Origin of the sequence: Streptomyces sp. NBC_00045 (assembly GCF_045041095.1) — a bacterium.
In the GTDB taxonomy this organism is placed as follows: Bacteria; Actinomycetota; Actinomycetes; order Streptomycetales; family Streptomycetaceae; genus Streptomyces.
The window spans coordinates 6,327,184-6,346,839 of sequence record NZ_CP108271.1 but is presented as its reverse complement, the minus strand read 5'-3'; the positions used below and the strand labels follow the sequence as shown (position 1 = coordinate 6,346,839).

Here is a 19,656-nt window from a genome sequence, read left to right as displayed (position 1 = left end):
TGACGGGGGTGACGGAGTCGGACGCCGTACGTCTTTCCCATCGGATCTACGATCACACCGTGAAGCCGACATCCCGCGCGGTGCTCGCCGTCGTCAGCACCGGCCCGGCGGCCGGACCGCCGCTCCCCCACCACCCGGCGGAGTACGAGATCCGCGATCCCGGCGACATCCGGGAGCTGCTCGCCGCATGGCCGCACGACGCCGGGCCCGACGGTCACGTCGAGTGCATGTGCCAGGGCCATGACGGCCGCGTGACGCTGTACGAGGCGAGCGGGCAGTCCGTGCGGACCGTGACCCTGTCCCGCACGGAGCCCTTGGCGCACCTCCTCGCTCCCGCCGCCGCGGAGGGGATCCCCGCCCGGCACCGCGACCGTTGGGCGCAGGCGGCGCCCCCGCGGCTGCGCGGGTACGCCGGTGCCATGGCGCGGGGAGAGGAGCCGAGCCGCCCTGGGGTGCCCCCCGCCCTGGTCTTCTCCTGGCTCGGTGCGCGCAGGGCTCAGGAGGCGGACGCGGCGTCGGTCCTGGCCGTCGAAGCGCCGATGCGGCTGCTCGCCGGCGAGCCCACGGACGAGCTCGCCTGGGCGGTGCGCGAAACCGACCGCGGCGGGCTGGACGGGGCCGTGCGGTTCTTCGCGAGCGAGGCGTTCACCACCCGCCACCCCAAGCGCCGGCGCGTCCCGGACACCGCCCGCGACCTGCTGCTCCGGCACGCCCGCAGCCACCGGCCCGGGGACCTCCCGGTCCTGGAACGGCGGCTGCTGCGCGCACCGGACGACCGCGTCAGACGGTCTTGATCGCCGGGTCCGAGAGGCCCGGGGCGCCCGTTTCGACGTGGCCCGCGAAGCGGCGCAGGAAGGTGGTGTCCGCGTCGGAGACGACCTTGACGTCGTACCAGCGGCCCGTGGTGCTCAGGTCCGCCGTGTACGCGGCCGTGCCGCCCGCCGCGACCCGCAGGGTCTGGGTCGCGCCGTCGTAGGAGTTGGTCACCGTGAGGTTCACCGCCGCCGAACCGGAGTTGGTCAGCGTCAGCTTCAGGTTGCCGGTGGCCGCGTCGTGGCGGGCCGTGGCCTCCGGACCGGACTTCTTCGCCGGGCCCTTCCAGGTGCGCAGGAACCCGTTCGGGCCCCAGACCGTGAGGTTGATCTGGTTGCCGGTGGAGCTGCTGGTGCTCCAGGTGTCCGAGAGGGTCTTGCCCGCCTCGACGGTGTAGGGCCAGGGGCCGTCCGTCCGGTTGCCCGAGGTGCTGTGGAAGTGCGCGCCGAGGGTGGGGCCGCAGGAGAACGTCAGGGTGAACTTGCCGGTGGAGACGGTGGCCTTGCCGTCCACGTACGGGACGTAGCCCAGCGCGCGCGTCGGCTTGGCGCCCGCCTCCTGCTTGGGCAGCGAGCCCGTCGCCGGCGGGACCGGGTGGTAGGACGGGTGCGCGTTGTGGTCCGGCGGGACGTAGCCCGCCGTGGAGGGCAGGGCCGCGGGCGACGCGTCCGCCTTGGTGAAGTCGAACGCCGAGGTCAGGTCTCCGCAGATCGCGCGGCGCCACGGCGAGATGTTGGGCTCCTGCACGCCGAACCGCTTCTCCATGAAGCGGATCACCGAGGTGTGGTCGAAGGTCTCGGAGCAGACGTAGCCGCCCTTGCTCCACGGGGAGACCACGATCATCGGGACGCGCGGGCCGAGGCCGTACGGGCCGGCCGCGTAGCCGCCGCCCCCGGCGTAGAGGTCCTTCGTGACGTCGGCCGTGGACAGGCCCCACGCCGAGGAGGCCGGCGGGTACGGCGGGACGACGTGGTCGAAGAAGCCGTCGTTCTCGTCGTAGGTGATGAAGAACGCCGTCTTCGCCCACACCGCCGGGTTCGCGGTCAGCGCGTCCAGGACCTGGGAGATGTACCAGGCGCCGAAGTTGACCGGCCAGTTCGGGTGCTCGCTGAAGGCCTCGGGGGCGGCTATCCAGGAGACCTGGGGCAGCGTGCCGTTCACGACGTCGGCGCGCAGCTTGTCGAAGTAGCCCTCGCCCGCCTTGGCGTTGGTGCCCGTACGGGCCTTCTCGTACAGGGCGCTGCCCGGCTGGGCGCCCCGGTAGCTGTTGAAGTACAGCAGCGAGTTGTCGCCGTAGTTGCCGCGGAAGGAGTCGCTGATCCAGCCCCAGCCGCCGGCGGCGTTCAGGCCGTCGCCGATGTCCTGGTAGACCTTCCAGGAGACCCCGGCCGCTTCCAGGCGCTCCGGGTAGGTCTTCCAGCCGTAGCCGGCCTCCTGGTTGCCGAGGACCGGGCCGCCGCCGGTGCCGTCGTTGCCCGTGTGGCCCGTCCACAGGTAGTAGCGGTTCGGGTCGGTCGCGCCGATGAAGGAGCAGTGGTAGGCGTCGCAGACCGTGAAGGCGTCGGCGAGCGCGTAGTGGAACGGGATGTCGTTCCGCGTCATGTACGCCATGGTCGTCGCCGTCTTGGCCGGGACCCACTTGTCGTACTTGCCGTTGTTGTACGCCTGGTGGCCGCCGGCCCAGTCGTGGTTCAGGCCCTCGACGAACTGCATGCCCAGGTCGTTGACCTGCGGGTTGAAGGGGAGGATGTCCTTCGTCCCGTTGGACTGGTAGAAAACGGACTTCCCGTTGTCCTGGAGCACGGGACGCGGGTCGCCGAAGCCCCGGACACCCTTCATCGAGCCGAAGTACTGGTCGAAGGACCGGTTCTCCTGCATGAGGACCACGATGTGCTCGATGTCCTGGATGGTGCCGGTGGTGCCCTGCGCAGGAATGGCGGCTGCGCGCGCGATGCTCTCGTTCAGCATCGAGGCCGCGGCGCTCGCGCCTGCGATCTGCAGGAACCTGCGGCGATTGAGTTCAGCCATGGGGGACGACCTCTGCGGGTGAGGGGGGGTGTCGAGGGGCGACCCAAGGACAGCGGTCCCGGGGTACCGGCCGGAGATCAGTTCGTGACACCACGCGGTACAGCTGGAGAACGGAAAGACCTCCCGGACGGTCCGCGCATCTGCTGAAATGACCTCCCAAACACACTGCACGGGGGGCGCAGAGCAGATGGCGGGGACGGAGTTCGGGCATGCCCTCGGGTGGTCCCGCGCGCTCTCCGGCCTGCCGGCTGCTCCGCTGGTGGCACGGTACGGGGAACTCGTCTCGGCACAACAGGCCCTGGGTTTAAGCCACTTCGGCGAGCTTCTGATTCCGGCCGGCGGGCGGCTGCGGGTGCTCGACGGGATATTCGCCGTCGAGGGACCGGGACGCCGCCGCCACGTGGGACCGCGCACGCTCCGCGCACTGCGGGCCGCCCGGGGGGATGCCGGTGCGGGCGGTGACGCCGCGGCGGCCGCTGCCGACGCGCTGCTGGACCGGCTGACCGCGATCCAGGAGCAGGACCCGGCCGCACTGCGCCGGATCCTGCTGTACCAGCTGGTGCAGCTGCTCCACGACCACCCCCGGGGACAGGTGCCGGAGACGGCCACCGGGCTCGGGGTCGACCCCGACGAAGCCGCCGCCCTCGTGCACGCCGCCGCCGGGAGCCCCCGGCTGGATCGGGCCCAGCGAGCCGCCGCCGAGGGGTTGGAGGACGCGTGGCTGGCCGGGCGGGTGCGCGCCGCCGCCCGCAGCGTCGCCGCGCTGCCGCGGGCCGTGGCCGGCGGGGACCCGCTGCTGGCGGGGCGGCTGGCCGAACTGGCAGAACGGGTGGGGGCGGCCGACGCCCTGCTGGACGAGGCCCGGGAGTACGAGGACCGGGAGGATCAGGAGCGGGCCGCGGTGTCGTACGGACGGGCGGCCCGGCTGGCCTGGGACTGCCCGCGCGCGGTACGGGGCCTGGTCCGCACCCACCGGCCGGCCGAAGGACGTCCCGGGCCGCTGGAAGCGCGGCTCGTACCCGGCGGGGTCGCCCTGCGCCGGCCGCCCGGCGCCGACCCGGACGGGACCTGGCGGGTGGTCCGGCTGACCCGGCGCGAGCCGCTCACCACGCCTCTGGCGGAGGTACCGGGTCCACTCGGTCCGGGCCCGCTGACCGACCTGCGGGCACCACTCGGGCGGGAGGTCCGGTACGTGGCCCTCCCGGGCGCTGGCTCCGCCGGCTCCCCCGACACCCCCGGCGCCCCTCTGATCAGCGCGCCGCTGCTGGTGGCGCCCGAGGTGACGGAACTGCGCCTCGCCGACGGCCGGGCCCGGATCGAAGCCTCCTGGCTGCGGCCGCCCGGCGCGTCCGGAGTCCGCGTCAGCCTGACCGGGCCCGGCGGGGACACCACGGAACTCGCCGCCTCGGAAACCGCCGGGACGCGCGCGCCGGACAGCGCTGATACGCCGGGCGCGACGACCCCGCAGGGCGGCGCGGCGGGTTCGTCCGGCGTGCCCGGGGGCGGTGCGGGAACCCGGGCGGGCGCCGCAGACGGCAGGGAGGTGGTGCGGGCCGAGCGGCTGGAGCCCGGCGCGTACGTGCTGCGGGTGCGGTGCCGCTACCGGCCGGACGAGATCCGCGGCGGTGACGAGGCGCTGTCCCCCGGGGTCGAGGCGCCGGTCACCGTGCACCCCTGGCCGGATCCGGTGCTCGCACTCGCCGCGGCCGCCCGGGGCGCGGGCGGGCTGGAGTTCCGCTGGACGGGGGCCGCGGGGGCCGACGTACGGCTCGTCGAGTGGCCGGAGCCGGCCCCTGCGGAGGGCGCCGAGCTGGCGGCCTGCGCACTGCCGCCGCCGCTGCCCTGGGTGGACACGGCCGGGATCGCCGAACCCCCGCCGGGCACGCTGGCCACCGTCAGCGCCGTGGCGGTCCTCGGCGAGCGGGCGCTGGCCGGGCCGGGCGTGGCGGTCGAGGTCCCGGAGGCCGTCTCGGGGCTCACGGTCCGGCGGACCGCCGCCGGCCGGGCCAAGATCAGTTTCGACTGGCCCGACGGCGCGGGCCGGGTCACGGTCGCGCTCACCCCCGAGCCGGGCGGCGAGCGTACCGAACACCCCGTCGTACGGGCCGTGTTCCTGCGCGAGGGACTGGAGCTGCCCGTCGGCCCCGGCGCCGTCCGCGTCACCGCGTACGCCGCCCCGCGCAGCGCGCTCGCGACCGCGGCCGCCCCGCGGGAGGCCGGGCAGGCCGTCCTGGCGGCCGACGTCTCCATCGCCTACCGGGTCCTGCCCGGGCCCCGGCGGATGCTCAAGCGCGGTCCCGCCGTGCTCCGGGTGACCGTGCACGCGCCCGGCGGGGAACCCGGCCCCGGGCTGCCCGACTTCGTCCTCGTCGCCGGAACGGGCGGTGGGGCCCGGCCCCACCGGGCCGCCGACGGCATCGAGTTGTGCCGGGTGACCGGCGCCGAGCTCGCGGTCTCGGGGACCGTGGAGCGCGAGCTCGTCCCCACCGCGCCCGGCGGCCCGTACGCCGTGCGCGGCTTCCTCCTCGGCGGCCGTGCCGCCTCCGTCCGGCTCGACGAGCCCTCCCTCACCTCCCTGGTGGTCCGCTGACATGACCTCCGTCGTCTGCCCCTACTGCTTCGACCGTTCGGCCGCCGCCCGGCTGCCCTTCCGGTGCCAGATGTCCGCCACCGGCGTGCGCGGCGGCAAACCCTGCACCGCGGAACTCGACGGGACATGGGCCGAATTCATGGGCCCGAGCGTGCCGCCCGCACTGAAGATGCGCGGTCCCGTCTTCACCGCCCCGCGCGGGCTCGCCGGGCGTCTCGGCGGCGGCACCCGCGCGGACTGCCCGAACTGCGGGGTGTCCACGCCGGTCCGCCTCTGCCTGCGCTGCCACAGCGACTTCCCGAGCGACTACACCGACCAGGACACCCGGATCATCGCCCTGCTGGGTCCCAAGGCGTCGGGCAAGAGCACGTACGTGTCGGTGCTGATCAACGAGCTGCGCAACCGGGTGGGGCGCGCGTACGGCGCCTCCATCACGGCGATGGGCGGCGAGACCCAGCGCCGGGACCGGGAGATGGCCGAGGACCTGTACGACCGGCTGCGGCTTCCGGAGGCGACGAGACCCGCGGCGCTGGGCTTCAACGACCCGCTGCTGTACCGGCTGAGCCTGCCGCTGCGCCGCCGGTTACGCGGGGACGGCAGCCGGCACACCGCGCTGGTGTTCTTCGACGCGGCGGGCGAGGACCTCGCCAGCGCCGAGGCCATGGACCGCTACACGCACTACCTGGCGGCCGCGGACGGGATCATCCTGCTGGTCGACCCGCTGCAGATGCGGGCCGTACGGGACCAGCTGCCGGTGGACGCCGGCCTTCCGCTGCCCACGGTGGAGACCCCGCCGCAACAGATCGCGGCGGACCTGGCCGCGCAGCTGCGGGCCCACGGCCGGGGCACCTCGCGCGGCCGGGTCACCACGCCCGTGGCGGTGGCGGTGACCAAGACGGACTCCCTGTTCTCGCTGGTGGGGGACCACTCCCCGCTGCGCCGCAATGCCGACCACGCGGGCGGCGCGGTGGACGACGAGGACCGGCTGGCGGTCCACGAGGAGATGCGGGCGCTCTTCGACGGCTGGGACTCGGGGGCGCTGTTCCGGCAACTGGACCGGGACTTCGCGCAGCTGTCGCTGTTCGGGCTTTCGGCGCTCGGCTCCCCGCCGCCCGCACACGCCCCGGCCGACGCCCCCAAGTCGGGGCCGCAGCCGCTGCGGGTCGAGGACCCGCTCCTGTGGCTGCTCGGGCTGGGCGGACTGCTGCCGCGCACCGGGACCGGCGGCGCCGGCCGGCGTACGGCGGTGGCGACGCCGACCGCGAGCACGGGTGCCGCGGCCGGCGGACCGCACGTTCCGGGAGGAGAGGCGTGAACCTCGCCCAACTGCACTACACCTCGGCCCCGCCGGGCCCCGACGGCTCCGGCTTCCGGTTCACCGCCGTCAGCCCCGGGGTGCCCGCCTCGCTGCTGCGCGAGGCCGAGCAGCTGATCGGGTACGAGCCCCCGAGGGACGCCCCGCCGCGCCCGAGCCGGGAGCAACTGGTCTCCTTCCCGCAGGCCTTGAGCCTGAACGTGCTCTCCGACGGCAGCAGGCTGCTGGCCCGCTCCGTCTACACGGGCGCCGACTACAGCGGCCGCTGGGGCAACTTCCACGCCCATGCCGTACACCTGCCGCAGCCCTCCGGCACGGGCCGGCCCGCCGAAGGACAGCTACCGATCACCTCCTGGGGCTCCCCGCAGTGGGCGGCCGACTCCCCACCGGCCGGGGCGCCCGTACCGGAGCTGGCCTCGGTGCCCGCCCCCGGGCCGCTCGACCTCGGCGCGCTGGCGGCCTTCGTCGCCGCCCGGGGGCAGTGGCTCGCCGGGTTCTTCGCCGACGTACGGCGGCTCGTCGAGGATCCGGCCGCCCCGCAGCTCGTCCTGGTGGAGCAGGACAGCGAAGCCGTGGCCTGGTGGATCATGCTGGCGTGCAGTGTGCTGCCGCACCGGCGTGGGCAGTGGCTGACCTTCACCACGTACACCCGGCGGCCGCAGCTCGCCCGGCAGCAGATCATCGGCGTGGTGCCGGAGGACGGTCTGGGCCTCGCCGGGCAGGAGCACCGCTACCGGGTGTACGACGCCGCCCGCGCGGCCGCGCCCGCCCCGGCCCCCGACCCGTGGGCGCAGACCGCCGCGCTGATCTGGCGGGCGCAGCGGCAGGAACTGTTCGCGGACGTCCGGCGGCTGCCCGGCGAGCCGTTGGGGCCGTACGAGGCGGGCCCGCTGGCCGCGCTCGCGCTCGCCGCCGGCGTCGGCCTGGACTCGGCGGGCCGGGCCGCGGCCGCCGACTGGGCCGCCGGGCACCGCGGCGCGCTGGGAGACGTACGACTGAACGCGCTGGCCCGGGCGCTGGCCCGGCCGGCCGCGGACCGGGGGCCCGAGGAGGCCGCCGCGAGCGGGCGGCTGCTGACGGCCCTGGCCGGCTGGGCACCCCCGGCGGTGAGCGAGCCGCTGGTGGAACTGGCCCTGGCCGGGGCCGTCCGCTCGGGCGGCGCCGCTCCGCCCGCCGGGCTCCTGGGCGAGGCCGCGCGGCTGCGGCTCGCGGCCGAACTGGAACCGGAGCTGCGGGAATCGCTCACCGACCCGGCACGCGAACCGGATGACCGGATCGGGCTGTTGCGGATCGCCGCCGAACTCGGGGTGGACACCGCCGATCTCCTGCCCGATGTGGCCCGGCGGCTGGCCCGGACCCTGATCGCCGATCCGGAGCGGGCGTACGGGGCGGCGGTGGGGGCCGCACTGACGGAGCTGCCGCGGCTGCGGCAGCTCGTCCTCGACCGGCTCGACGGGCTCGCGGCGGGCGATCCGGCCGCCGGGGCCCGACTGTTCGCCCTCACCCCGCTCCGGCTCGCCGGGGACGAGGTGCTGCCGCACCTGCGGATGTGCGCGCAACGGGCACCCGCGGCGGGTGGGGACCGGGTGACGGCGCTGACCCGGCTCGTGGAGCACTCCGGCGTATCGCTGGAGGAGGATCCCTTGGTGCTGCGGACGGCGATGCGGCTGGTGTGGGACGCGGAGCCGCCGGGTGCGGACGAGGCCTGGCTGGCCCTGTCCGCGCTGGGCGACCGGGCCCACCGGGAGGCCGGCACCTGGGAGCTCCTCGCGCGGGCGGCCGTGTCCGCCCCGGCCGGCGACCGTTCCGCGGAGGAGCTGGCGCAGGAGCTGCTGCGCCGGTTCGCCGCGGAACTCCCCGCCGCACTGCGGCCTTCGCTGCTGCTGCTGGAGCTGTCCCGGAACCTGCGGGTCCGGGAGACGGGCCCGGGCTGGGTCCGTCAGGCCCTGGAGCTGGGCGCGGCCGGTCCCACACCGACGGCGCGGGAGCACGCGTACGCTGCCGTGGCCGCACGGCTGCTCGCCGAGGACCGGCCCGGGAGCGAGGTGCGGGCCCTGATCGAGAGCAATGACGCCGAGCTGCTGGCGGCGTACCGCCGGGCCGCCGGGGAACCGCGGGTCGCGGACCGGCTCCGGCTCGACCCCGGATACGCGGCGGAGTGCTTCGCCACCTGGTCCTCGCAGCCCCAGGCGGGCGCACTGTGGCAGGAGACCCGCACGGACCTGCTCGACGGGGTGCTGCGACCGGTCGTACGGGGCCTGCCGCCCGCGGAGCTGGCAGTGCTGGAGGAGGCGCTGGCCCGGCTCGGCGGCCGCTGGGCGGAGGACTTCCGCGGCTGGCAGCGGCCGGGCGCCTTCGGGCGGCTGCGCGGCCGCTTCGGCGGCTCGGGCCGCCGCGGTGCGCGGGGCGCGCTCGGGAGCCCGCCGCCACGGGGCGGCTCCGGCGGGCCGATCGCCCCCGGCGGCGGGCCGGCCGGCTCCGCCGAGGACGGACGGTGGCCGTGAGCACGGGGAAGATGCCGGACGTGGACCTCGTGTTCATCGCGCAGGTCCTCGGGTGGGCCACCGGTGTGATCGCGGTGGCCATCTGCCTCGGGTACGGGCTGTGGCGGTTCATGGCGCTGTCCCTGGGGGCCGCCACGACCGCCTTCGCGGGGCGCACCCCCGGTTCCCCCGACCCGCGGATCACCCCGTACCCGGTCAAGGAGCCGGCGCAGCCCGCCTACTGGACGCGGCAGATGTGGATCGACGCGGCGGCCGCGGGACGCGCCGCGGCGTACGCCGTGTGGTACCTGCTGGCCCACCACTGGCTGGACGAGATCGTCCGCCATCGGCTGCTGCGCGGCCGCCACGGGACGACCGGGGACGAGGCCGACCACGTCCTCGGGCGGCTCCTGCTGCGCCTGATCGCACCGGCGACGGCACTGGCCGCACTGCTGTCGGCGCTGCTCTCCTGCGCCCTGCTCCTCGGCGTCGCGGTGGCGTTCGCCGCCCAGCTGCTGCTGGTCCGGGGCACGGCCCTGGCCGGGGTGCTGGGCGGACGGGGCGCGGAGCGGCTGTGGAAGCTGGCCCGCGGCATCCGTATGAAGTGCCCCTACCCCGGCTGCTACCGGCCGTTCCCGCTGGCCGTGCACCTGTGCCCGGACTGCGGGGCCGCCCACCGGGAACTGCGGCCCGGCCGGTACGGGGCGCTGCGGCACGTCTGCCGGTGCGGTCGGGCCCTGCCCACCACCGCCCTGGCGGGGAGGCGGGGGCTCGCGGCCCGCTGCCCGCACTGCGGCCAGGAGCTGCCACCGGCGGTGGGCACCACGCGGGTGGTGCACCTGCCGTTGATCGGGGGCACCTCCGCCGGGAAGACGATGCTGATGGCGGCGATGCTCGACGGGCTGCGGTCCTGGTCGCACGAGTCCGCGCTCACGGTGGAGTTCGCTTCCCCCGCCGACCAGCGCGAGGCCAACACCTTGGGCCGGCAGGTCGAGTCGACGGGATGGGCGCTGAAGACGCAGGGCGGGCAGCCGCGGGCCCTGATGCTGCTCGTCGGGCGCGGCGGGCCCGCACCGCTGCGCCGCCGAAGGCTGCTGTACCTGTACGACCCGATGGGCGAGTCGTTGCGCGACGCGGACACCACGCGGCGCCAGGAGTACCTCGCGCACGCCGACGGGGTCCTGCTGGTCGCGGACGTGCTGGCCGCGCCCGTCGTACGGCGCGCCCTGCGCGAGGGTGACGGGAGGCTGGCGGTCGAGGCCCGGCCCGCCGCCCTCGGCCCGGTGGAGACGTACGAGGGGTTCACCGGGGAGCTCCAGGGGCTCGGCGGCCGCCGGCGGCGCCTGGGGGTGGCCGCGGTGGTGACCAAGCGGGACGTGCTGGACCGGCTGGGCTCGCTGCCGCGACCGCAGGGTTCGGTCGATGCCTGGCTGGCCGAGATCGGGCTGGGCGAGCTCGTCCGCGCGCTGGGGCACGACTTCGCGGCGGCCCGCTACTGGGCGGTCAGCGCCCATGCGGCCACCGGGGCGGGGGCGCTGGTGTCCGAGCAGCGGCGGGCGGCGGAGCCGGTGCTGTGGCTGCTGTCCCGGACGGGCCTGCGGATCGGCGGCCCGGCGGCCTCGGCACAGGAACCACGCCTTCCGCGCCTGCCCCGGCCGCGCGGCCGGACCGGCCGACCGGCACCGGATCGATCAAGCCTGTGACGTGGGCCGGAGCGGAGGCTAGGGTCGAAGAGTCGCTGAGAGGAGCAACATCCCATGGTGACACCGCAGATCGCACGGGGGCGGCTGCTGATGCTGGTCCTGTTCGTGGCGGCGGTCGTGATGACGGCGGCCGCCGGGGTGGCGGCGTTGGTGAGGTACGTACCGCAATGGCTCGGGAGTTGAAGGAGATCAGCAGTGAGTGACATCCCCGGCGGGCCGATGGCGAACCGGCCCGTCCACTTCATCTGGCTGCTCGACTGCTCGTATTCGATGCAGGGCGAGAAGATCGGCCAGCTCAACTACGCGATCAGAGAAGCCGTTCCGGAGATGCGTTCGGTGGCGCAGGACAATCCGGCGGCCCAGCTGCTGCTGCGCACGATGACGTTCTCCACCACGGCCCGCTGGCACCACCAGGACCCGGTGCCGGTGGAGAACTTCACCTGGCAGGACGTCCAGGTGGACGGGATGACCAATCTGGGTGAGGCCCTCCAGATGGTGGCCCGGGAGCTGGACACCCCGCCGATGCCGCAGCGGGCGCTGAAGCCGGTGCTGGCGTTGGTCTCCGACGGCGTGCCGACGGACGACTGGAAGGCGGGGCTGCGGGCCGTCGACGCGACGCCGTGGGGACGCAAGGCCGTACGGGTGGCCATCGCGATCGGGGCGGACGCCGACCGCACCGTGCTCCAGGAGTTCCTGGGCAATCCGGAGCTCCAGCCCCTGGACGCGAACAGCCCCAAGCAGCTGGCGGCGGCCATCCGCTGGGCCTCGACGGCCGCGGTCAAGGCGGCTTCGCAGCCGGTGGCCGGGTCCTCGGACCCGATGGCCAAGCAGCCGCCGTACGCACCGCCGGTACTCGACGACGACGATGACGACGTGTGGTGAGCGGGCCCGTGTCACCGGAACCACCGCCGGTACCCCCGTCCGTACCCCCGCCCGCACCGGTGTCCGGACCGCAGCCCGTGGCACCGACCGGGCCGCCGACCGGGCTCCCGACCGGGCAGCTGTGGGACACGCTCCGGGAGAGCGTCCAGGGCGTGAACAAGACCCGCAACCAGGACTACTGCGAGGTCGCTGGCCTCGGCACGGCCGAAGAGCCGCTGATCATGGCGGTGGCCGACGGTCACGGCTCCGCGGTGCACGCCCGCAGCCACCTGGGCTCGCGCTTCGCCGTGGACCTCTTCATCGAGGAGGCCCGGCGGTTCGGGGCGCTCGCCCAGCCGCGCGGTGAAGAACGGCCGCCGAGCCTGGCCTGGCTGATGCACTACGCCGAGCACGCCTTCCCCCGCCAACTGGTCAGCGCATGGCGGGAGAAGGTGCTCGGCAACTGGGATCGGACCAGCTCGCACCACGAGCCGGGGCTGTCCGAGGAGCGCAAGGTGCTGCTGTACGGGAGCACGCTCGTCGGCGCGGTGCTCACACCACGGGTGTTCGCGGCCTGGCAGCTCGGCGACGGCGAATTGACCGTGGTGGACGACACCGGGCGGGTGACCGTACCGCTGGCTCCGGCCGAGGCGGACCTGGGGGACGAGACCGAGTCGCTGTGCACCCCGGAGGCGTGGCTGCGCGTACGGACGCACTGGGCCCCGGTGACGGCGCCCTGGCGGGCGCCCCGCCTCGTCGCGCTCTCCACCGACGGGCTGTCCAAGAGCTTCGCCTCGGACCGGGGGTTCCTCCAGTTCATGGCCGGGCTGGACGACCGGCTGTCGGCGGACGGCGCGGACACCGTCCGCGCCGTCATCCCGGGGTGGCTGGCCAAGGCCTCGCAACACTCGGGGGACGACACCACCCTCGTGGCCGCCTGGCACCCGGGCGCCCGGCCGACCACGGCCCCGGCTCCGGCTCCGGCTCCGGCTCCGGCTCCGGCCGAGGAGTCCGCCGACGGGCCGGCGCCCCCGGCCGGGACGACGTGGACCGCCGGGGCGGCGGCCACCGACCCGGCACCACCGACCGACCCGTACGGGAGAGACGAATGAGCGGCATGCTCGACAGCGGGACCCTGCTGACGACCGACAACGGGACGGGCGTGGAGGTCTTCGACCTGCTCGGGGCCGGCGGACAGGGGGAGGTCTACCGGGTGCGGACGCCCGCCGGGTACCAGGCGCTCAAGTGGTACTACCCGGCCTGCGCGACCCCCGCCCAGGAGGGCATCGTCCGCCAGCTGGTGGGCCGCGGCTTCCAGGACGACCGCTTCCTGTGGCCGCTGGACTTCGTGGCCGACGGGCGCGGCGGGTTCGGGTACCTGATGGACATCCGCCCGGACCGGTTCAAGGGCCTGCCCCTGCTGTTCCGGCGGCAGCTGCGCACCACGCCCCGCGCCCTGCTGACGGCCTGCCTCTACACGGTCGAGGCGTACCAGGCCCTGCACTCGCGCGGGATCGCGTACCGCGACATCTCCTGGGGCAACATCTTCTTCGACCCGGCCACCGGCGACGTGCTCGTCTGTGACAACGACAACGCCGTGGTGGAGGGCGACAGCACCGGCATCTCGGGGACCATGGAGTTCATGGCGCCCGAGCTGGTGCGCGGCGACCCGGGGGTCTCCCCCGGCACCCAGAGCGATCTGCACTCGCTGTCGGTGCTGCTGTTCATGCTGCTGATGAACCACCATCCGCTCAAGGGACGGCGCGAGCTGGAGATCCACTGCCTCGACGAGGCGGCGGAGCGCAAGCTGTACGGGAAGCAGCCGCTGTTCGTCTTCGACCCGCAGGACCGGTCCAACGCACCGGACCCCGTCGAGCAGTCGACCGTACTGGCCACCTGGGCAGCGGCGCCGATCTCCCTGCGGGACCTGTTCACGAAGAACTTCACGGCGGGACTGCACGACCCCACGACACGGGTCCGCGAATCGCAGTGGCGGGACACCCTGCGGGCCGTGCTCGACGCGGTCGTGGAGTGCGCGCAGTGCGGGCGGCAGAACATGACCGAGCCGCGGTCCGCCGATCCGGGCACCTGCTGGGGCTGCGGGAGCACGCTGGTGCTGCCGCCGCGGCTGGTGCTGACCACGCCACCGCCGCGCACCGAGCACCACATCCTGCTGCACCGGTCCTCGCGGGTGCAGGCGCACCACCTGGCCCCGGAGCCCGCCCGGCACGACTACGGCGACGGGACCCTGGTGGCGCAGCTGACCGAACACCCGCAGAAGCCGGGCCGGTTCGGGCTGGCGAACCGGTCGGGATCGGCGTGGACGGGCACCCGGGCGGACGGCTCCACCCAGCGGATCGACCCGGGGCAGACCGTGCCTCTGCGCTCGGGCCTGGAGCTGGACTTCGGTGGGGCGCGGGCCGTCGTACGGGCGAAGTAGGCGCAGTGGCGGGGGTCAGTTCGTCAGGAGGCGGCTGATCTCCTGGGCGAGGGCGAGTCCACTGCTCCCGGCTCCGAGGCCGACGGTGATGGTCTCCAGGGAGCGGCGGATCAGCCCCGGCTCGGCGGCGCGGCCCTGCTGCGCGGCCCGGTCCAGTTCGCCGTGCAGATCGTCGGCCGCCCGGATGCGGCCCGGGTCCGCGTCCTGCGCGCGGAGCCACTGGGCGAGTTCGGCGGCCAGCCGAAGGGACTGTGCGCCGCCGTCCTGCTGCCCGACGTTGATCGTGCCGTTGTCGCCGATGATGCCGGCGGTGACCTTCTCGTTGAAATTGAAGGTGCCCATCTCGGTCTCCTGTCTGCGCTTGCGCTGGTCGGGGGCGGGGTCAGGGCGGGGTCAGGGCGTGCCGCGACCCTGGCCCGCGGGCCCTCCCTGCGCGCCTGGCGCGTTGTTGTGGTGGTTGACGGTGCCGTTGTCTCCGATGACACCGGCCTGCACACTGCCCTGGAAGGTGTAGGTGTGGGTGTTGATGACCTGCTGCGCCTGGTCGTAGGAGCTGGTGTCGACGTTGTGGTCCTTGAGGAACCGTTCGGTCGCTATCAGCACGCCCTGCTGGAGGCGCTGTAGGAAGTCCTGGGAGTCGGTGCGCTCGGTATAGCCCAACTGGTCCCAGTCCGCGACCCGTTCGCGGATGCTGTCCACGGCGCCGTAGTCGTACAGCACGTGCCGCTTGTCGATCTCGCGGCGCGTCTTCTCCAGGGCGCGGGCGCGCCGGCGCCGGTCCGATAAGCGGCGGGAGAGCCGTGAGGCGGCGCCGATCAGGGCGGGCCCGGTGGCTCCGGTGGCGTGGCGGACCAGGCTCCACCAGCGCTCGAAGCCGTCCACCGGAAGCCGGTTCACCCGGTCGAAGCGTGCTTGGAGCGGGGGGATGCCGTACGCCGAGACCTCCCAGGTGAGGCTGGGGTGGTGGAGGCGGGCCCGCAGGTGCATGGAGACGATGGCCCGACCGCCCTCGCCGGCCCGTACCAGGCTGAGGTAGGTCCGCATGCCCGCGCCGGACTGCATCAGGCCCGCCTGGACCAGCTGCTTGGGGATCTGGGCGCGCGGCCTCTCCAGCCGGTCCGGCAGCAACTCCGCGCCCACGTACGGGACGTGGTTGCCGATCACGTAGAGCCGGTTGCGGACCTGGAGGCCCTTGAGTCCGGCGATGTTCTCCATCTCGCGGGCCACGTAGGTGTGCAGGTCGACCGCGTCGAAGGGTTTGACGGCCAGTTTGCCGCCGCCCGCCGGGTCCTCGGCGGGCCGGCTGACGTCGATGGGCTGCCAGACCGTCTCCTTGAGTTTGGAGCCGCTGCCGACGAAGGGGTTGGTGCGCTCTGCGCTCGCCGTGTACGGGACCACGTTGGCGCGCTTTTGTTCCAGCAGTCGCCGTTCCACGTCGGGTTCGACGGCCGGGGCCAGGTCCGCGGGCCGTTGCGCGCCGTGCTCCACGGTGAGCGCCGCCGTGCGCGCCCGGCTCTCGGCCTGGTGCACCAGCCACCAGGCGCTCGCGTAGGCGAGGACGACGAGTGCGGCGGCCGTGTACGCGAGGTCCCATCGGGCGGTGGCCACCGCGTACAGCAGGACCGGTACCGCCGCCCACACGCCGACGGCGCAGATCACGGCGAGGCGCCGGTCCCGTGCGTCGATCCGCCGGACGGCGGCGCGCGCGTGGCGGGCCAGCGCCCGCAGGTCGATGCCGAGGGAGAGGCCGGTGGCGCGCAGCCGGTCCTCGGTGAGCTCCGTGTCGACGTCGCGGGCGAAGTCCTCGTCGAGGTGTGCGCCCGCGCACAGATGGCGCGTCACCGCGTCGGTGCGGTACTGCGCCAGCTCCGGTAACCGGCGTCCCGGTGCCGTCATGTGTCCCTCCCCCGTGGTCTTCGGCTCACCCTACGGAAACGGGCCCTGCCTGTCCCGCCGTTGGGCGTGATCAGCCCGGTCGTCGGCGGCGGGGCCCCTCGTACTCAGGCACTACCGTGCGGCGCGCGGGGCGGATCTGAGCATCCGTACTCAGGCCGGGGCGGGCGCGGGCGCCGCATCGTGGGGGCATGTTCCTTCAGTCGTATGACCCGGCGCGGTGTGACGCGCCGCTGCGCGCCGGGATAACCGCCGTCGGCAGCCTGTTGCCCGAGGAGGTCCGCTCCTCGGACGACGTCCAGCGGGAGGTGGTCCGCCGCAGCGGCCTCACCCTGCCGCCGAGGCTGCTGACGCAGGCCACCGGGATCGTCTCCCGCCGGGTCGCGGGCGAGGGTGTGTACGCCTCCACGCTCGCCGCGGGCGCGGCGCGCCGGGCGCTGGCCGCGGCCGGACTCACCCCGATGGACGTCGACCTGTTGTTGTTCGCCTCGGCGTCCCGGGACGTGGTCGAACCTGCCACCGCGCACATCGTGCAGGCGGAACTCGGCTCCCGCGCCCACGCCCTGGACGTCACCAACGCCTGCAACAGCTTCGTGAACGGCATCGACCTGGCCCGGTCCGTGATCCTGGCCGGGCGGGCCCGGCGGGCGCTGGTGGTGACCGGGGAGACCCCCAGCCGGGCGGTGCAGTACGCGCCGGCCGACCTCGCGGAGCTCCGCGAGGGCTTCGCGGGGTACACGTTCGGTGACGCGGGGGCGGCCGTCGTCGTGGAGGCGGTGGAGCGCGGCGGGATCCTCGACGTGGACACCGAAACGCATTCGGAGCACTGGGAGGTGGGGGGCATCCCGGGCGGCGGTTCGCGGCACCCGCGCGGGGACGAGTACACCTACTTCCGCGGCGACGGGCACGAACTGCGGGGCGTCTTCGAGAAGGTGGGCACCGCGGTCATCGACCGGACGCTGCACCGTACGCGGATGGGCTGGGACGACTTCTCCAGGGTGCTGGTGCACCAGGTGACGGTGCCGTACCTGGAGCGGTTCGCCGAGCTGACCGGGGTGCCGGCCGGGAAGCTGGTGGTGACCGTGCCGGAGCTCGGGAACGTCGCGAGCGCGAGCATCGGCGTGCAGCTGGACCGGGTGTTCGGGGAACTGGAGCCGGGCGAGAGGGTGTTGTGCGTGGGTCTGGGCGGCGGGATCAGCATCATGACGATGGTCTGGGAGAAGTCGTGACCGGGCCGCTGTGGGTGGTCGTCCCCGCCCATCAGGAGGAGGCCCGGCTGGGCGACACCCTGCGGGCGCTGGCCGCCCAGCGCGACCGGGATTTCACGCTGCTGGTCGTCGACAACGCCTCCGCGGACGGCACGGCGGACATCGCCCGGGAGTTCGCCGCCCGCGCGCCGTTCCCGGTCGAGGTGATCGAGGAATCGGAGAAGGGCGTCGGCTCCGCCGTCGACACCGGGTTCCGGTACGCGATCGGCCGGGGCGCGGGCCTGCTCGCCCGCACCGACGCCGACTGCCTGCCGCGGCCCGGTTGGACGGGCGCGGCGCGCGCCGCGCTCACGGCCCGCCCGGGTCTGGTGTGCGGGCGCGTCACCGCCCGGCGCGACGAACACGGGCCGCTCGGCCGGGCCGGTTTCGCGGGGCTGGTGCGGCTCGCCGCACTGTTCGGGCGGCTGCGGCCGGAGCACGCGCGGCGCAACGGGTTCCGCGCCCCGTACCGGATGCACGCGGGCAACAACATGGCCATCACCGCCGAGCTGTACCTCGCCGTCGGCGGGATGCCGCGGCGGCCCTCGCCCACCGACCGGCTCTTCCTCAACGCCGTGCGCCGGCACACCGACCGGATCTCGCACTGCCGGCGGATGGTCGTGGAGAACTCCACCCGCCGGCTGAAGGCGTACGGGCTCGCCGGCACGGCCCGCTGGTACCTCGACCAGGGCAGCGGCACCCACGGAACGGACCCCCGCTGATGCTCGACCGACTCGACCACGCGCTGCGCACCCGCCCCGAGCGGGCCGCCGTGCTCACCGCCACCCGCACCGGGGCCACCCGGGTCCGTGCCACCCGCGGCGAACTCGTCGAACTGGCCGACGCGTTCGCCGCCGCACTGCACGCGCGCGGACTGCGCGCAGGGGACACCGTCGGCGTCGCCGTCCGGCCCGGCCCCCGGGCGCTGGCCGTACTGCTCGCGCTGTGGCGGCTCGGGCTGCGCGGGGCCGTGCTCGACCCGGGCGCGGGACCCGATGTGCTGCGCGCCCGGCTGGCGCTGGCCGCGCCCTCGCTGGTCCTCGCCGACGCGGCCGCCCAGGCCGTCGCGGGCTGGGCGCGCCCGCTGGCCCGGCGGGCCCGGCTGGCCCTACCGGACCTGACCTCGCTGGGTGCGCCCGTGGCCACCGTCGGGCGGCGGCTGCCCGGCTGCGCGCCCGCGCTGGACCTGGGCGCCGCGCGCTCCGGGGTTCCCGGGCAGGGGCGTCCGGCGCACGGGGACCCCGACGCCGATGCGGTGATCGTCTTCACCTCCGGTACCACCTCGCGGCCCCGGGCCGTGGTGCACACCCGGGCGAGCCTGGCCGCCGGGATGGAGTGCGTCTGCGCGCTGTTCGGCGCCGACCCGGCCCGGGCGGGCGATCCGGTGCTCGGCGGCACCTTCTTCGTCCTCGTCCCCTCCCTCACGCACGGCGCCCCGGTCGCCCTGCCTGCCCGGTCCCCCGCAGTCCTCGCCCGGCAGCTGCACCGGCTGCGGCCGCGGGACACCTACCTGACCCCGCCGCAACTGCGGGACGCCCTGGCCTCCGGGGCCCGCTTCCGGGGACGGGTGTGGACGGGCTCGGCACCGGCGAGCGCCGAACTGCTGTCCCGGGTGCGGGGCGCCGGCGCCGAGGAGGCGTGGGGGGTGTACGCGCTCACCGAGCTGTTCCCGGCCGCCGCGGTCGAGGCCCGGGAGAAGGCGGCGTACGAGGGTCCCGGCGACCTGGTCGGAGCCCCACTGCCCGGTGTGGCGGCCAAGCCGGACGACGACGGCCAGCTGCTGCTGGCGGGGGCCGCGGCCCGGCACCGCTACCTGGGCGAGGAGCCCGAGCCGTGGGTGCGTACGGGAGACCGGGGGCGGCTGGACGGCGCGGGCCGCATCGTCCTCGAAGGCAGGAGCAAGGACATGGTGCTGCGCAGGGCCGAGAACATCTACCCGGGTCTGTACGAGCCCGCGCTGCACGTGCCGGGGGTGGAACTGGCCGTGCTGGTCGGCATCCCGGCGGGCCGCGGTGCCGAGTCGGTGGGCGACGAGCGGCTGGTGGCCCTCGTACAGCCGCAGCCCGGGGCGTCCGAGCCGGGGCTGCGCGCCGCCCTGGCGGGGCCGCTGGAGCGGATGGGCTCCGCCCGACCCGACGCCGTGCTGTTCGCGCGGATCCCGCTCGCCGGGCGCTCCCGCAAACCCGACCGGGCGGCGGCCGCATCGCTCGCGGCGGCCCGGATGGCGCCGAGGGGGACCCGGTGACGGCTTCGCAGACGAGGGCGCGGCGGCGCGACCGCCGA

General features: G+C 75.0%; 15 protein-coding genes. 12 read left to right on the top strand and 3 right to left on the bottom strand.

All coding sequences use genetic code 11. The features are described from left to right. The first annotated feature begins 59 nt into the window (after positions 1-59). Positions 60-794, top strand: coding sequence for a hypothetical protein (locus OHA65_RS29470; RefSeq protein ID WP_328764143.1), 735 nt, complete (start codon positions 60-62; stop codon positions 792-794). Here the strand turns inward: OHA65_RS29470 and OHA65_RS29465 are convergent. Further along, positions 781-2,841: a phosphocholine-specific phospholipase C gene (locus tag OHA65_RS29465; protein WP_328764142.1), complete on the bottom strand. Its 2,061-nt coding sequence runs from the start codon at positions 2,839-2,841 to the stop codon at positions 781-783. The two genes, OHA65_RS29470 and OHA65_RS29465, sit on opposite strands and share 14 nt — an antisense overlap. A gap of 187 nt (positions 2,842-3,028) precedes the next feature. On the opposite strand from OHA65_RS29465, the gene OHA65_RS29460 reads away from it, so the two are divergent. The 8 genes from OHA65_RS29460 (at position 3,029) to OHA65_RS29425 (ending at position 14,233) form a co-directional block, all read left to right on the top strand. Next, positions 3,029-5,431 (top strand): hypothetical protein, encoded by a 2,403-nt coding sequence (locus OHA65_RS29460; RefSeq protein ID WP_405762709.1) that lies wholly within the window; start codon positions 3,029-3,031, stop codon positions 5,429-5,431. Between the two features lies 1 nt (position 5,432). Further along, positions 5,433-6,746: a TRAFAC clade GTPase domain-containing protein gene (locus tag OHA65_RS29455; protein ID WP_327279212.1), complete on the top strand. Its 1,314-nt coding sequence runs from the start codon at positions 5,433-5,435 to the stop codon at positions 6,744-6,746. Then, entirely contained in the window at positions 6,743-9,250 is a 2,508-nt protein-coding gene (locus OHA65_RS29450) for a GTPase-associated protein 1-related protein (RefSeq protein WP_405762706.1), read from the top strand. The genes OHA65_RS29455 and OHA65_RS29450 overlap by 4 nt, the downstream gene beginning before the upstream one ends. Further along, positions 9,247-10,932 carry a hypothetical protein gene (locus tag OHA65_RS29445; protein WP_405762704.1) on the top strand — a complete coding sequence of 562 codons (1,686 nt, stop codon included), beginning with the start codon at positions 9,247-9,249 and terminating at the stop codon, positions 10,930-10,932. The genes OHA65_RS29450 and OHA65_RS29445 overlap by 4 nt, the downstream gene beginning before the upstream one ends. Before the next feature lie 54 nt (positions 10,933-10,986). Next, on the top strand, positions 10,987-11,115 hold the full coding sequence (locus OHA65_RS29440) for a hypothetical protein (RefSeq protein ID WP_327279209.1): 129 nt from the start codon (positions 10,987-10,989) through the stop codon (positions 11,113-11,115). 36 nt (positions 11,116-11,151) lie between these two features. Further along, the gene (locus tag OHA65_RS29435) at positions 11,152-11,814 is read left to right on the top strand and encodes a VWA domain-containing protein (RefSeq protein WP_327285831.1); all 663 of its coding nucleotides are present in this window, start codon (positions 11,152-11,154) and stop codon (positions 11,812-11,814) included. 77 nt (positions 11,815-11,891) lie between these two features. Further along, on the top strand, positions 11,892-12,905 hold the full coding sequence (locus OHA65_RS29430) for a protein phosphatase 2C domain-containing protein (RefSeq protein WP_405762702.1): 1,014 nt from the start codon (positions 11,892-11,894) through the stop codon (positions 12,903-12,905). Then, positions 12,902-14,233, top strand: a complete 1,332-nt coding sequence (locus OHA65_RS29425; RefSeq protein WP_329314920.1) for a protein kinase domain-containing protein — start codon at positions 12,902-12,904, stop codon at positions 14,231-14,233. The genes OHA65_RS29430 and OHA65_RS29425 overlap by 4 nt, the downstream gene beginning before the upstream one ends. A 15-nt stretch (positions 14,234-14,248) precedes the next feature. Here OHA65_RS29425 and OHA65_RS29420 read toward each other — a convergent pair whose 3' ends face one another. Continuing rightward, a complete protein-coding gene (locus OHA65_RS29420; RefSeq protein WP_327279206.1) occupies positions 14,249-14,575 on the bottom strand; it encodes a hypothetical protein in 327 nt (108 codons plus the stop codon). A 51-nt stretch (positions 14,576-14,626) separates the two neighbouring features. Beyond that, positions 14,627-16,129 (bottom strand): hypothetical protein, encoded by a 1,503-nt coding sequence (locus OHA65_RS29415; protein WP_405762701.1) that lies wholly within the window; start codon positions 16,127-16,129, stop codon positions 14,627-14,629. Between the two features lie 188 nt (positions 16,130-16,317). On the opposite strand from OHA65_RS29415, the gene OHA65_RS29410 reads away from it, so the two are divergent. From OHA65_RS29410 to OHA65_RS29400, 3 genes are read left to right on the top strand one after another with little or no spacing between them, the layout of a single operon-like run. Then, positions 16,318-17,355, top strand: a complete 1,038-nt coding sequence (locus OHA65_RS29410) for a 3-oxoacyl-[acyl-carrier-protein] synthase III C-terminal domain-containing protein (protein WP_328764137.1) — start codon at positions 16,318-16,320, stop codon at positions 17,353-17,355. Further along, positions 17,352-18,095: a glycosyltransferase gene (locus tag OHA65_RS29405; RefSeq protein WP_328764136.1), complete on the top strand. Its 744-nt coding sequence runs from the start codon at positions 17,352-17,354 to the stop codon at positions 18,093-18,095. The genes OHA65_RS29410 and OHA65_RS29405 overlap by 4 nt, the downstream gene beginning before the upstream one ends. After that, positions 18,095-19,618: a class I adenylate-forming enzyme family protein gene (locus OHA65_RS29400; protein ID WP_327279202.1), complete on the top strand. Its 1,524-nt coding sequence runs from the start codon at positions 18,095-18,097 to the stop codon at positions 19,616-19,618. The genes OHA65_RS29405 and OHA65_RS29400 overlap by 1 nt, the downstream gene beginning before the upstream one ends. The last annotated feature ends 38 nt before the right edge of the window (positions 19,619-19,656 follow it).